The organism is Kitasatospora sp. NPDC058965, from assembly GCF_042741245.1.
Classification (GTDB): domain Bacteria; phylum Actinomycetota; class Actinomycetes; order Streptomycetales; family Streptomycetaceae; genus Kitasatospora.
Genome location: NZ_JBHYKG010000092.1, coordinates 1 through 13899, shown reverse-complemented (window position 1 = coordinate 13899; position 13899 = coordinate 1). Strand labels below are relative to the sequence as shown.

Sequence of the window (13899 nt, the reverse complement as noted above, 5' to 3'; positions counted from 1 at the left end):
CCGGGAGCAGCTCATGACGGACCTTCAGCACCTGGCCCACGCCAACTCGTTCGGGGCCGTCGCCGCCGCGTACGACAAGGCCAGGCCCGGCTACCCGCCGGCCCTGTTCGAGGCGATCGAGCGGCTGGCCGGCCGTCCGCTGGCCGGCGCGGACGTGCTGGACGTGGGGGCCGGCACCGGGATCGCCACCCGGCTGCTGCACGAGCGCGGGGCCCGGGTGATCGCGGTGGAGCCGAGCCAGGGGATGGCCGACCAGCTGCACGCGGTGAGCCCGGGGATCCCGGTGGTCCGCGGGGTGGGCGACGCGCTGCCCTGCCACGACGCGAGCGCCGACCTGATCACCTACGCCCAGGCCTTCCACTGGACGGACCCGGACCGCTCGCTGCCGGAGGCGATCCGGGTGCTGCGCCCGGGCGGCGCGCTGGCGCTGTTCTGGAACCTCAAGGACCGGTCGGTGGACTGGCTGGCCGAGCAGGAGCGCCGGCACGCGGCCGCGCTCAGCTCGTACCACTACTACGGGACCATGAACGCGGTCACCGAGCCGCTGGAGCGCCACCCGCTGCGGGTGGCCACCGCCAAGCTGCGCTGGGAGCGGACGATCGGGATCGAGGACGTGATCACCGACCTGCGCTCCAAGTCCTACTTCGCGGTGGCCGAGCCGGAGCTGCGCGAGCGGGTGCTGGCCGAGGAGCGGGAGTGGCTGACCGGACTGTTCCCGGACGGCGTGGTGGTGGAGCCCTACACGGTGGACCTGACGGTGGCGGTCACCCCGGCCTGACCTGCGGCTGACCGGGATGCGGACGGTGCGTCCGCCGGCCGGGACCGCGGCGTAGGCTCGACGGTTACCAGCCGCCTACGCAGTGGAGAAGGCAATGCCCGAGCTGAGGTCCCGTACGGTCACCCACGGTCGCAACATGGCAGGCGCCCGCGCCCTCCTCCGGGCCGCCGGCGTAGCCCGCGAGGACTTCGGCAAGCCGATCATCGCGGTGGCCAACTCCTTCACCGAGTTCGTGCCGGGCCACACCCACCTGCAGCCGGTGGGCCGGATCGTCTCCGAGGCGATCAAGCAGGCCGGCGGCATCCCGCGCGAGTTCAACACCATCGCGGTGGACGACGGCATCGCGATGGGCCACGGCGGCATGCTCTACTCGCTGCCCTCGCGCGACCTGATCGCCGACAGCGTGGAGTACATGGTCAACGCGCACTGTGCGGACGCGCTGATCTGCATCTCGAACTGCGACAAGATCACCCCCGGCATGCTGATGGCCGCGCTGCGGCTGAACATCCCGGTGGTCTTCGTCTCCGGCGGCCCGATGGAGGCCGGCAAGGCCACCCTGGTGGACGGCACGGTGCGCCGCCTCGACCTGGTGAACGCGATCTCGGACGCCGTGAACGAGTCGGTCTCCGACGCCGACATCGCCATCATCGAGGAGAACGCCTGCCCGACCTGCGGGTCCTGCTCGGGGATGTTCACCGCCAACTCGATGAACTGCCTGACCGAGGCGATCGGCCTGTCGCTGCCGGGCAACGGCTCGGTGCTGGCCACCCACACCGCCCGCCGCGCGCTCTACGAGCGGGCCGGGCAGACCGTGGTGGAGATCACCAAGCGGTACTACGAGCAGGACGACGAGTCGGTGCTGCCGCGCAACATCGCCACCCGCGCCGCGTTCGAGAACGCGATGGCGCTGGACATCGCGATGGGCGGCTCGACCAACACGATCCTGCACCTGCTGGCCGCCGCCCAGGAGGCCGAGCTGGACTTCGACATGCGGGCCATCGACGCCGTCTCGCGCAGGGTCCCGTGCCTGTCCAAGGTGGCGCCGAACGGCAACTACTACATGGAGGACGTGCACCGGGCCGGCGGCATCCCCGCGATCCTCGGCGAGCTCTACCGCGGCAACCTGCTGAACGAGGACGTGCACACGGTGCACGCCGACTCGCTGGCCGAGTGGCTCAAGGGCTGGGACATCCGCGGCGGCTCGCCGTCGGCCGAGGCGGTCGAGCTGTTCCACGCGGCGCCGGGCTGCGTGCGCTCGGCCGAGGCCTTCTCGCAGTCCGAGCGCTGGGACTCGCTGGACACCGACGCGGCCGGCGGCTGCATCCGCAGCGTGGCGCACGCCTACTCGGTGGAGGGCGGCCTGGCGGTGCTCTACGGCAACCTGGCCGAGGACGGCTGCATCGTGAAGACCGCCGGGGTGGACGAGTCGATCTGGACCTTCTCCGGCCCCGCCGTGGTGGTCGAGTCGCAGGAGGACGCGGTGGACGCGATCCTCGCCAAGCGGGTCAAGGAGGGCGACGTGGTGGTCATCCGCTACGAGGGCCCCAAGGGCGGCCCCGGCATGCAGGAGATGCTCTACCCGACCTCCTTCCTCAAGGGCCGCGGCCTCGGCAAGGCCTGCGCGCTGATCACCGACGGCCGGTTCTCCGGCGGCACCTCGGGTCTGTCGATCGGCCACGTCTCGCCCGAGGCGGCGTCCGGCGGCACCATCGCGCTGGTCGAGGACGGGGACGTCATCTCGATCGACATCCCCGGTCGGACGGTCACCCTGGAGGTCTCCTTCGAGGAGCTGCACGAGCGCCGGCTGCGGCTGGAGGAGAGCAACGGCTACCGGCCCGCGCACCGCGAGCGCCAGGTCAGCCAGGCGCTGAAGGCGTACGCGGCGATGGCCACCTCGGCCGACAAGGGCGCGGTGCGCGACGTCAGCAAGCTCGGCTGAGCCGGCCGGTTCTGCATAATCGGTTGGTGTGAACGATGTGACCGCACCCGCCCCCGCGCCCATCCGCTTCTTCGGCACCAGCTGGGTGACCAGGAGCGGCGACTACTGGCTGCGGCGGGCGGCGGTCTCGCTCGGGGCCCTGGCCACCACGGTGGCCGGGGCCCTGGTGCTGCGCTTCGCGGTCGGCGGCGTGCAGCTGTCCAAGTCCGGCGGCTTCGTCAACGGGCTGCTGGTGCTGGCGATCGGGCTGTGCTCCTTCCTGGCCGCGGTGCGGACCTGGAAGCAGCTCGCCGAGGGCCGCGAGGCGCTCACCGGCTGGATGGCCGAGGACCGGTCGCTGGGCGCGGTCTGGCTGATCGGCTGCGTCGGCTCGGCCGCCGCCTACTTCTGCCGCAGCCTGGTCGAGGCGCCGGGCGAGTCGGTCCGCCGCGCGGCCTGGGAGCGCGAGACCGCCCGGTCCGCGCAGCGGAAGGCTGCGCGGACCGGGCGGCCGGACCGGCGGAAGCGGAAGTGACCCCGGCTCAGGTGCGGGAGACGGTGCCGCACTTGCCGTCGTCCGGCAGGTCCTTGCTGCGGTCGTAGGGGTCCATGGTGGTCGACGGGTCCGGGGTGTCGGTGCCGGGGGCGTCCGCCGTGCCGAAGTACGGCTCCAGCCAGCCGTCGTCCGCGCCGCAGTAGTTGTTGCCCTTGTCGGCCTTCCAGCTCTGCAGCGACAGCTTGCCGCGCTGGACGGCGTAGTGGGCGGGGTCGTAGAAGCGGAAGTCCACCTGGCGCCGGACGATCTCGCGGGTGACCAGGGCGGTCGGGTCGAGCCCGCGCAGGGCGACCGACTGGGCGGACGGGGCGCCGGAGGCGCTCGGCCGGTAGTGGTCCGGGCCCGGCACGACCGCGTAGACGAAGGTGTAGTCCGCGTGGATCAGCACGCCGTTCTTCCCGTCGCTCCCGAGGGTCAGCTCGCCCTGCAGCTTCACGTCGGTGACGGCGGGGACGGCGGTGCGGGGGTTGAAGCGGCTGAACAGGCCGTCCGGGTTGTGCTCGCGGCTCGGGTGCGCGAGCTCGTCCTGGACGTCGCTGCGGCTCTGCCGTTCCAGCAGGTCGAGCGCGTGCTGCGGGGTTCCGCCGGCCAGGGTGGCGGGATCGAGGTCCGCGGCGACCAGGAAGTCCTTGGCCTGCTGGAGCTGCTTGGCCACCTCGTCCCTGCCGAACACCCCGGTGGCCTTCGCCTCGGGCAGCACGATCGCGTCCGCCCCGGCCGGCCAGCTCTCGGCCGGGGAGCCGGCCCAGGGGTTAGCCACGGTGGGGGTCTGCGGGGCCTCGGTGGGCGGTGCGGCGGTCGGCTTGGCGGTCTCCGGCGCCTGGGTGACCACCGGCTGCGGCGGGGCGGCCTGCACCGGCCCGGAGCCGTCGCCGCCGCCGAAGTGGCTCGTGTACCAGCTGTGCAGGCCCTGCACGTTCAGCGCCGCGGCCACCACCGCGACGGTGAGCACGACGAACAGCGCGGTCGGCCAGTTGCCCCGGCCGCGGCGCTTCACGGGATTGCCCCAGGGGTCGACCCGGTGCGCCTTGCGCTGGTACCAGCGGCGGCGGATCTCGGTCGGCGGGCGCCAGGCCTGCTCGGGCTCGGGGGGCTGGCGCTTCCACCGGGCGGCCAGCATCCGGGCGCGCCCGGACTGCTCCTTCACGCTGGCGCCCTGGATGAACTCCTCGTCCAGCACCAGGCCGTCGAACGGGTCGGGCTGCTGCTCGGACGGACGGGGATCGGGGTCTTCGGCTATCGGCACGCGGTCAGTATGCAAGCCCGGTATCACAGTTCACGCACCGGGCGGCGGATCGGCGCGCGCCGGGTGCGTGATCTGTGCTGATTCCTCCTCGACTGACCCGGCTTCAGCCGCGCCGGGCGGCCTTGACCGAGCCGACCACGCCGGCCACCAGGAGCAGCACACCGGCCGGGAGCAGCGAGAAGAGGAGCGCGCCGAACAGCCCCGACCCGCCCAGCAGGGTCAGCGCGACGGTGTTGAGGACCAGCAGGGCGCCGGCCGCGGGGAGCGCGGACTGCCAGGGGTGGGCGTCGGCCCACCGGCGCAGGCGCCGGTCGCCGGTGTCCCGGCGCAGCTGGCCGCCGACGGTGCCGACCAGGAAGAAGAAGAACAGGGCCCAGCCCACCGGGCCGGCCAGGATCGAGGTGGACCAGTGGCCGGTGACCAGGTCCACGCCCAGGGCGGCTGCGCCGACCACCGCACCCACGCCCGCGGCGGCGCGCCACGGACCGGTGGTGGCATGGGCAACGGCCAATTGGCGGTTCTCGCGACGCGTCAGATCTCCGTGTTCCATGTCTCCACGGTGCTCCTCGCGGCGCCGCGGGGCCAGGGTGCGCGCCCCTGAGTTTTCCCCGGCGCCGTCCCCTACGGGGCGGGCGGCACCGGCTCGGGCGGGCGGGCGGGGTTGCCGCTCGGGCCGGAGAACTCCAGCCGCGGCCAGCCCCGGTCGCCGGCCACCTCGGCGAGCCGGTGGTCGTCGCCGAACACCCGGGGGTTGCCGACCACGGTGAGCGTGCGCAGCCCGTCCTCGTGGTCGGCGTAGCCGAAACAGCGGGCCGGGTCGAGGCCCAGCCGGGCGATCGCCTCGATCACCGTCACCGGTGGCGAGCCGGTCAGGTCGGCGAGCGGGTCCATCACCAGGACCACGTCCGGTCCGATCCGCAACGGGTCCCGGTCGACCGGTGGTGCCAGCCCCCGGGTGGCCGTTCTGTACTCGGTGACCACCAGGACCAGCAGGTCGCCGCCGGCCCGGTGTCTGTCCACCAGGTCCAGGAGCGTGGTGCGGTAGTCGAACGCACGATCGAGCTTGAGATCGAAGAATGCCGCGCGCATGGACTCAACCATGATCCTGCCGTTCCCCCTCACGACACAGGCTGCAAGGTCCGAAGATATCTGTTTTCCCGGGCGAGATCGGAAGGGGAGGGCACGAATTCCGCAACCACTACGGTTCGTCACACGCACCGCGCCCTTCCCCCAGGAGAAGTGACGGACCGTTAGCTCGCTCGCCGTGCGATCGCCCGAATCGCCCGAATCGCCGCGAGCGGGTCGGTTGCGCGGCCTCGTCCCGGGTTCCCGGCATTCGGCGCGCACGGTTCGGGCGTTTGTGTCGCTTTTTGTATTGACATGAGCATCCCCAACGACTGGGCCACGCGTTCGATGACCTGACGACAAGGGGGGCCTCCAAATCGCAAATTTGACTCATCTGTTGACAGGTTGTGACTCATGTTGTTGAGTCATTCTGGAGAAGGTCGCCAAGGTGCGGTGAAGAGGGATGGGTGGCTCAGACATGGGGACCGTGGGGATCATCCTGGCGGGGGGACGCGGCGAACGAGCCAAGCCGATCACCCTGGAGTCCGCCGACTACATCAGAAGCAAAGCGCTGATCCCGTTCGTCGGCCGCAGGCTGATCGAGTGGGTCGTCGACGCCTGCCGCGAGCAGGGCATCCGGAAGTTCTACGTGGTCGCCCAGGGCCTGGAGAACCGCAGCCAGATCATGCTGCTGCTGGGCCACGGCGAGCGGTACGGGGTGGAGGTGCGCTACTCGCGGCCCAGCTTCGACCGCTACAACGTCGGCTCCGGCGCCGCCACGCTGCACAACCTGGAGGAGTGGGACCTGCGCGAGCAGGCCCTGGTGCTGCCGGTCGACTCGGTCTTCGACTTCTCGCTGGCCGAGCTGGAGGCCACCCACCGGGCCAACAACGCGGTGGTCACGGTGGCGGCGGTGGCCCGCACGCCCGCCGAGGTGGCCGGCAAGTACGGCGCGATGCAGACCGACGAGAGCGGCCTGGTGAGCGGCTTCGTGGAGAAGCCGGGCCTGGACCGGATCCACCAGCTCTTCCCCGAGGTGCGGCACGACAACTGCGCCATGATCCCCACCAACGCCGGCATGTACCTGGTGGACTGCGACCGGCTGCGGCAGGCGGCCCGCGAGCCGGAGCTGATGCGCAAGGCGCAGCAGCGGCTGGACTGGGGCGGCGACCTGCTGCCCGAGCTGGTGCTGCGCGGGCTGCCGGTGGCGGCCCACCACATCGCCCGGCTCGGCGACCTGGGCAACGTCGAGGACTACCTGATCACCCTCAAGGACGTGCTGGGCGGGGACTACCCGCAGATGAACCAGCTGATGGCGGAGCCGGCCAGCGCCTCGCCGCGGTACTGGATCCACGAGAGTTCGCTGGCCACCCGGGACGACGTCACCGGCACCACGCTGGCCGCCAAGATCGAGGACGGCAGCGTGCGGATCGGCCCCGGCGTGCGGATCGGCCGCTACGTGGCGGTCGGCAGCGACGTGCACCTGGAGTACGCCGACATCGGCGACGGCGTGGAGCTGCGGGCCGGCGCGCGGCTGAGCCGCAGCTCCTGCGGCGACGCGGCGGTGATCGGCTCGTACGCCGACATCAGCGACACCTACGTCGGCCCGATGGTCGAGATCCAGTCGGACCGGGAGAACCCGGTCCGGCTGGAGGGCTACACGGCCATCGGCGACGGCGTCCAGCTCTGGCCGGGCTCGCGGCTGTCGGGGGTCAGCATCTACCCCCGGCTGCGGGTGCCGGCGATCGCGAACCTTCCGTCGGGCACCCGGCTGACCAGTTCGGACGACATCCTGCGCTGGATCTGACGGTCCCCCGAGCGACGCACGGCAGCCGATCCCTTAAGGAGAACGTAGCGATGGACAGTCAGGTGGTGGTGGTCGGCGGCGCGGGCCGCGTCGGCCGGATCATCGTGCAGCGCCTGCTGGAACGGCGGGAGAGCGTACGGGTGGTCGGCCGCAGCGTGCAGCACGCCCGTCGCCACCTCGCCCCCGGCGCGGTGTTCAGCGAGGGCGACGTCCGGGTCCCGCAGACCCTGGCGACCCCGCTGGCGGGCTGCTCGGCGGTGGTCTACTGCGTCGAGCCGGGCACCGACGACCGCGGTCCGGACCGCCCCGAGACGACCCTGTACCAGGGGGTGCGCAACGTGCTGGCCGCGGCCACCGCGGGCGACAACCGCCCGCACGTGGTGCTGGTCAGCCAGCTGCACGCGACCCACCAGGGCCACCCGCTGAACGCCTACGGGCGGCTGCTGGTCTGGCGGTTCGCCGGCGAGGAGCTGCTGCGCGAGTCCGGTCTGCCGTACACCGTGGTGCGGCCCGGCTGGCTGGTGGACGACCGCACCGCGGGCGACCGGGTCCGGTTCGACCAGGGCGACCAGAGCACCGGCTGGGTGACCCGCGAGGACGTGGCCGAGGCCTGCGTGCAGGCGCTCTACATCCCGGCCGCGCGCGGCGTGACCTTCGAGATCTTCAACGAGCCCGGTTCGCCGATCCCGTCCTGGAGCGAGGCCTACGGGTCGCTCACCTGGGACCGGACCCCGGTGGGCCTGACGTACTAGCCGCCCCCCGGAGCAGGTTCCGGGGAGACGGTCCGCCGCCCGCACCCGTGCGCGCGTTTGCGTCGGCGGAGGACCCGGTCGGAGCGAATTCCGGGTTACTGGAATCCGACCGGAATCATCCATTCCGGGTGCAGTTTGGGTTGGGAGTTGACTGGCGATATGACTCAGAGTAAGACGGAGACGACCGTAGTCGGAGCCGACATACTCGCGAGAGCAAAGGTGACCGCGGGACGACCGCAGCCACTGGGCGCGACGTTGGACGCCACCGGCGTGAACTTCTCGCTGTTCGCCGAGCGAGCGACCCAGGTGGAGTTGCTGTTGTTCGACACCTACGACGCCCTGGCACCGACGCGTGTCGTCACGCTGGACCGCGAGCAGCACCGCAGCTACCACTTCTGGCACTGCCACGTCGAAGGCCTCAGGACGGGCCAGGTCTACGCCTACCGGGTGGACGGCCGGACCGATCCGAAGTCCTCCGGCACCCGGTTCAACCGCCGCAAGGTGCTGCTGGACCCGTACTCGCGGGCCAACGTCAACACGCTGTGGGACCGGTCCCGGGCGGTCGGTCCGGAGGACAACTGCGGCTACTCGATGCGCAGCATGGTGGTCGACCTGGAGACCTACGACTGGGAGGGCGACCGGCCGCTGCGCACCCCGCTGGCCGACACGGTCATCTACGAGATGCACGTGGCCGGCCTGACCGCCTCGCCGACCTCCCGGGTGACCCACCCCGGCACCTTCTCCGGCATCGTCGAGAAGATCCCGTACCTCAAGGACCTCGGCGTCACCGCGGTGGAGCTGCTGCCGGTCTTCGACTTCGACGAGCGCCAGGTGCTGCGCACCGGTCCGGACGGCCAGCCGCTGCGCAACTACTGGGGCTACGACCCGTACGGCTTCTTCGCGCCGCACACCGGCTACTGCGTCGACCCGTGCGGCTGCAAGCACATCACCGAGTTCCGGGACATGGTCAAGGCGCTGCACAAGGCCGGGATCGAGGTGATCCTGGACGTGGTCTTCAACCACACCTCGGAGGGCAACGAGCACGGCCCGACGATCAGCTTCCGCGGCCAGGCCAACGAGGTCTACTACCACCTGTGGCCGCAGGACCGCCGGCACTACATGGACTTCACCGGCTGCGGGAACGCGATCAACGCGAACCACCCGGCGGTGGCGAAGTTCATCATCGAGTGCCTGGAGTACTGGGTCACCGAGTACCACGTGGACGGCTTCCGGTTCGACCTGGCCTCCGAGCTCTCCCGCGGCACCGAGGGCTACGAGATGGAGACGCCCCCGCTGCTGTGGGCGATCGAGCTGTCCGGCATCCTCTCCGAGACCAAGATCATCGCCGAGCCCTGGGACGGCGGCGGCCTCTACCAGGTCGGCCGGTTCCCCGGTCGCCGCTGGTCGCAGTGGAACGGGCCGTTCCGGGACGACGTGCGGCGGTTCGTCCGCGGTGACGCCGGACTGGTCGGCACCGTGGCCACCCGGATCGGCGGCTCCCGGGACCTGTTCGGCCGCACCGGCGAGCTGCCCACCAACAGCATCAACTTCCTGACCTGCCACGACGGCTTCACGCTGAACGACCTGGTCAGCTACAACGGCAAGCACAACGACGCCAACGGCGAGGGCAACGCCGACGGCAGCCACGAGAACTACAGCTGGAACTGCGGCGTCGAGGGACCGACCGACGCGGACGAGGTCGAGCGGCTGCGGGTGCGGCAGATCAAGAACCTCGCCAGCATCCTGATGCTCTCGCGCGGGGTGCCGATGATCCTGGCCGGCGACGAGTTCCGCAACAGCCAGTTCGGCAACAACAACGCCTACTGCCAGGACAACGCGATCTCCTGGCTGGACTGGGACCAGGCGGCCAAGGAGAACGAGGTCCGCGACTTCTTCAAGGGCATGATCGCGCTGCGCAAGGAGCACGCCTCGCTGCGCCGGGCCCGGTTCTTCGACGGCCGCCGCAACGAGCGCGACCTGCCGGAGGTGACCTGGCACGGCGTCAAGTTGGAGCAGCCCGGCTGGGAGGACACCGACGCCCGGGTGCTCTCGTACACGCTGGCCGGCTTCGACGGCGACCCGGACCTGCACGTGCTGCTGAACATGTACCACCTCGGACTGGACTTCGAGCTGCCCCGGCTCCCCGGCCACCGCTGGCACCGGCTGGTGGACACCGCCAGGGAGGCCGGCGCCGACCTGCAGCCCGTCGAGACCGCCGAGCCGGTGACCGCCCACCACTTCCACGCCCACGGTCGCAGCGTCGTCGTCCTGGCGGCGCTGCCCGACAACGGAGGCACGATCCGATGAGCGCACCCGACATCCGCCGGACCTACTCGGACAGCATCGCCGGGTACATCTCCTCGTACGACCCGATCAACGACCGCTTCGGGCTGCGGACCTCGGACGGGCGCGAGTTCACCATCCACCTGGACGGGCTGCTCGGCTCGGAGACGGTCCGCAACCTCGGGGACCAGGAGCGCCACGACACCAGCGGGAGCACCCGGGACATGCTGGCCGAGGGCCGGTACGTCTTCGTCTACGGCCTGTTCCACCAGTGGTCCGGCGGCGAGCGGATCGACGCCCGCCAGATCATCTTCCCGGAGCGCCGCCGCGGGGCCTACGTCTTCGAGCAGCCGCACTGGTGGATCCAGCAGGCGGCCGAGATCGCCGACTTCTACCTGCGCGGCCACTTCCCGGACGGGGTCTACGACTGGCGCGGCTTCCGCACCCGGCTGACGCTGCACGGCACCCACGTCGCGGACCACGCCGAGCAGGACCTGCGGCAGGAGACCGACACCATCTCCCGGCTGGTCTACGGCCTGGCCACCGCCTTCATGCTGACCGGCGAGGAGCGCTTCCTGGAGGCGGCCGAGTCCGGCACCGAGTACCTGCGCGAGCACATGCGGGTGAGCGACGACCGCGAGGGCGTCGTGTACTGGTACCACGCGATCGACATCACCCCCGGCGCCCAGCGCAAGGTCTTCGCCTCGGAGTTCGGCGACGACTACAACGCGATCCCGATGTACGAGCAGATCTACGCGCTGGCCGGCCCGACCCAGACCTACCGGATCACCGGCGACCCGCGGATCCTGAGCGACATCGACCGGACCGTCGCCCTGTTCCACAAGTACTTCAAGGACGAGGACCGCGGCGGGTTCTTCTCGCACATCGACCCGATCACCATGGACCCGCGGGCCGACGGCCTGGGCCGCAACCGGGCCCGGAAGAACTGGAACTCGGTCGGCGACCACGCCCCGGCGTACCTGATCAACGCCTACCTGGCCACCGGCCGCGAGGACTTCGCCGAGCTGCTGGAGCAGACCGCCGACACCATAGCCCGCTACTTCCCGGACGAGCCCAACAGCCCGTTCGTCCAGGAGCGGTTCCACGAGGACTGGAGCCCCGACCGCACCTGGGGCTGGCAGCAGGACCGCGCGGTGGTCGGCCACAACCTGAAGATCGCCTGGAACCTGACCCGGATCCGGGCGCTGCGGGACAAGCCGGAGTACGCCGCGCTGGCCGAGCGGATCGCCGAGATCATGCCGCCGGTCGGCAGCGACCAGCAGCGCGGCGGCTGGTACGACGTGGTCGAGCGGATCGCCGACCCGGACAGCGGCGCGCACCGGCTGGTGTGGCACGACCGCAAGGCCTGGTGGCAGCAGGAGCAGTCGATCCTGGCCTACCTGATCCTGGCCGGCACCACCGGCGACCCGGAGCACCGCCGGCTGGCCCGCGAGGCGGCGGCGTTCTACAACGCCTTCTTCCTCGACTACGACGACGGCGGCGTGTACTTCAACGTGCTGGCCAACGGCATCCCCTACCTGCTCGGCACCGAGCGGCTCAAGGGCAGCCACTCGATGGCCGGCTACCACGCGCTGGAGCTGTGCTACCTGGCCGCCACCTACACCAACCTGCTGCTCACCTCGCAGCAGCTCACCCTGCACTTCCGCCCGCGCCCCGACGCGGACCGGGTGCTGCGGGTGGCGCCGGACCTGCTGGCGGCCGGCAGCATCCAGATCGACCAGGTGCTGATCGACGGCCGGCCGTACCACGACTTCGACGCCAAGGCGCTCACCGTCAACCTGCCCGAGAGCAGCGAGCCGTTGAAGGTCGCCGTGGTGGTCGAGCCGGCCGACATGCGGCTGCGGGTCTCCAGCGAGTTCGACGGGGACACCGCGCACATCCACCTGGAGGGGATCCTCGACCTCCAGGAGCTGGAGAGCTTCCGGCGGGCCTTCCAGGAGGCGCTGTCGGTCAACCCGCGCCGGGTCGAGTTCCACCTGTGCAAGGTCACCGAGATCAGCCGCCCGGCCATCAACGAGCTGCTGTTCCAGCGGACCAAGATCGGCCCCGACGTCGACTTCGTGATCGTCGGTCAGGTCGACCCGGAAATCACCCAGATGCTCGTCGCCACCGATGCTTTCGTGCTGGACCCGAGCCGGAGCTGCAACGAGGACGAGTGAACCAGAACATCCAGGCCGGCCTCTCCCGCGACCCGGGGGAGGCCAGCCCCGCTCACAACAACAAGGACTCGCTGTGAACCAGATTTCGGACCTCCGTGAACCGTTTGCGGGGGAGCGGCAGGACGGGATCTCCGACTACTGCCGAGACCTCTTCTCCGGCTTCGCCCGCTCCGACCAGCGTCGGTGGGGCGAGGTCTACCTGCGCGGGCTGCTCCACGTGCCCGGCCGGCGCACCCCGGCCAACATCTCCGAGAAGGTGCTGGGCCGCCGGATGGTGCAGCCGATCCAGCAGTTCGTCAACCAGAGCACCTGGCGCTACGACAGCGTCCGGCGCTTCCTGGCCGAGCGGGCCAGCACCCTGAAGGCGCCGGAGGCCTGGGCCTTCGACGAGGTGGTGTTCCCGAAGAACGGCACCCGCTCGGCCGGTGTCGGGCGCCAGTTCGTCGGCTCGGCGGGCCGGGTGATGAACTGTCAGCTCGGCATGGCCACCTCGATGGTGCACGGCGAGAGCTGCCTGCCGGTCAACTGGCACCTGATGCTGCCGCGGCACTGGGACGACGACCACGAGCTGCGCAGCAGCGCCCACGTGCCGCAGCACGAGCGGCACCGCCCGCGCTGGAGCTACGTGCTCGAGTCGTTGGACGAGATCCTCGAGTGGGACGTGCCGGACGCCCCGGTGCTGGCCAACTGGAGCTACGAGCCGCAGGTCGAGCAGCTGCTGCTGGGCCTGGAGGAGCGCGGCTTCAGCTACGTGGTCGAGGTCGGCGCGAGCACCCTGCTGCCGGTCGGCGCCGGCCCGCGGCAGCCGGCCGCCCGGCGGGTGCCGGCGGCCGAGGTGGTGCAGGGCATGCGCGGCTGGTCGGAGCGCGCGGTGCTGGCCCGTCCCGACGGGCGGGAGGGCAAGACCCGGCACTCGCACTTCATGATCGGCGCGCTGGCCGCCCCGCGGCCCGGCATGCGGCACGCGCCGCGCCACCTGGTGGTGGAGTGGCCGTTCGGCCGCCAGCAGCCGCGCTCCTACTGGATGACCAACCTGCCGCCGGACCGGCTGGCCGACACGGTGGCGCTGGCCGAGCTGCGCCACCACGTCGGGCGCAGCCACGACCGGCTGCACGAGGAGTACGGGCTGGGCGACTTCGAGGGCCGCTCGTTCCGCGGCTGGCACCACCACGTGACGCTGGCCTCGGCCGCGCTCGGCTTCCACCGGCTCCAGGAGCTGGAGGCCGAGTTCCTCGGGGACGAGGAGGAGCGCTACCTGCGCGAGGCGTAGTCCGGCGCGCAGCGACGGCCGCGGGGGCCGACCCGGACCGGGTC

11 protein-coding genes are annotated in these 13899 nt (G+C 71.2%); 8 read left to right on the top strand and 3 right to left on the bottom strand.

Going from position 1 to position 13899, the window contains the following annotated elements:
• Positions 1-13 precede the first annotated feature (13 nt).
• The 3 genes from ACFW1A_RS17565 to ACFW1A_RS17555 all read left to right on the top strand — a co-directional run bounded on the left by ACFW1A_RS17565 (position 14) and on the right by ACFW1A_RS17555 (position 3231).
• Positions 14-778 (top strand): class I SAM-dependent methyltransferase, encoded by a 765-nt coding sequence (locus ACFW1A_RS17565; RefSeq protein WP_380409979.1) that lies wholly within the window; start codon positions 14-16, stop codon positions 776-778.
• A 94-nt stretch (positions 779-872) separates the two neighbouring features.
• Positions 873-2717: a dihydroxy-acid dehydratase gene (gene ilvD / locus ACFW1A_RS17560; protein ID WP_380409978.1), complete on the top strand. Its 1845-nt coding sequence runs from the start codon at positions 873-875 to the stop codon at positions 2715-2717.
• 28 nt (positions 2718-2745) lie between these two features.
• Positions 2746-3231 carry a hypothetical protein gene (locus ACFW1A_RS17555; RefSeq protein WP_380409977.1) on the top strand — a complete coding sequence of 162 codons (486 nt, stop codon included), beginning with the start codon at positions 2746-2748 and terminating at the stop codon, positions 3229-3231.
• Positions 3232-3238: 7 nt separating this feature from the next.
• Here the strand turns inward: ACFW1A_RS17555 and ACFW1A_RS17550 are convergent, their stop codons facing one another.
• The 3 genes from ACFW1A_RS17550 to ACFW1A_RS17540 form a co-directional block, all read right to left on the bottom strand.
• A complete protein-coding gene (locus tag ACFW1A_RS17550; RefSeq protein WP_380409976.1) occupies positions 3239-4498 on the bottom strand; it encodes a hypothetical protein in 1260 nt (419 codons plus the stop codon).
• A gap of 103 nt (positions 4499-4601) precedes the next feature.
• The gene (locus ACFW1A_RS17545; RefSeq protein ID WP_380409975.1) at positions 4602-5009 is read right to left on the bottom strand and encodes a hypothetical protein; all 408 of its coding nucleotides are present in this window, start codon (positions 5007-5009) and stop codon (positions 4602-4604) included.
• Between the two features lie 110 nt (positions 5010-5119).
• On the bottom strand, positions 5120-5587 hold the full coding sequence (locus tag ACFW1A_RS17540) for a hypothetical protein (RefSeq protein WP_380409974.1): 468 nt from the start codon (positions 5585-5587) through the stop codon (positions 5120-5122).
• A gap of 454 nt (positions 5588-6041) precedes the next feature.
• Here ACFW1A_RS17540 and ACFW1A_RS17535 point away from each other — a divergent pair, with 454 nt between their 5' ends.
• From ACFW1A_RS17535 to ACFW1A_RS17515, 5 genes are all read left to right on the top strand, one after another.
• Entirely contained in the window at positions 6042-7370 is a 1329-nt protein-coding gene (locus tag ACFW1A_RS17535; RefSeq protein ID WP_380409973.1) for a sugar phosphate nucleotidyltransferase, read from the top strand.
• A 50-nt stretch (positions 7371-7420) separates the two neighbouring features.
• Positions 7421-8122, top strand: a complete 702-nt coding sequence (locus ACFW1A_RS17530; protein ID WP_380409972.1) for an NAD(P)H-binding protein — start codon at positions 7421-7423, stop codon at positions 8120-8122.
• Positions 8123-8341: 219 nt separating this feature from the next.
• Positions 8342-10429, top strand: coding sequence for a glycogen debranching protein GlgX (gene glgX, locus ACFW1A_RS17525; RefSeq protein ID WP_380409971.1), 2088 nt, complete (start codon positions 8342-8344; stop codon positions 10427-10429).
• Positions 10426-12585: an AGE family epimerase/isomerase gene (locus ACFW1A_RS17520; RefSeq protein ID WP_380409970.1), complete on the top strand. Its 2160-nt coding sequence runs from the start codon at positions 10426-10428 to the stop codon at positions 12583-12585. Before glgX ends, ACFW1A_RS17520 begins: the two co-directional genes overlap by 4 nt.
• A gap of 73 nt (positions 12586-12658) precedes the next feature.
• Entirely contained in the window at positions 12659-13855 is a 1197-nt protein-coding gene (locus tag ACFW1A_RS17515) for an IS701 family transposase (protein ID WP_380409969.1), read from the top strand.
• The last annotated feature ends 44 nt before the right edge of the window (positions 13856-13899 follow it).

What these genes read in the sequence shown, in the direction of transcription:
- ACFW1A_RS17565 (WP_380409979.1), top strand. Translation starts at nt 14, where the DNA reads ATGACGGACCTTCAGCACCTGGCCCACGCCAACTCGTTCGGGGCCGTC.
- ilvD (WP_380409978.1), top strand. Translation starts at nt 873, where the DNA reads ATGCCCGAGCTGAGGTCCCGTACGGTCACCCACGGTCGCAACATGGCA.
- ACFW1A_RS17540 (WP_380409974.1), bottom strand. Translation starts at nt 5,587, where the DNA reads ATGCGCGCGGCATTCTTCGATCTCAAGCTCGATCGTGCGTTCGACTAC.
- ACFW1A_RS17535 (WP_380409973.1), top strand. Translation starts at nt 6,042, where the DNA reads ATGGGGACCGTGGGGATCATCCTGGCGGGGGGACGCGGCGAACGAGCC.
- ACFW1A_RS17530 (WP_380409972.1), top strand. Translation starts at nt 7,421, where the DNA reads ATGGACAGTCAGGTGGTGGTGGTCGGCGGCGCGGGCCGCGTCGGCCGG.
- ACFW1A_RS17520 (WP_380409970.1), top strand. Translation starts at nt 10,426, where the DNA reads ATGAGCGCACCCGACATCCGCCGGACCTACTCGGACAGCATCGCCGGG.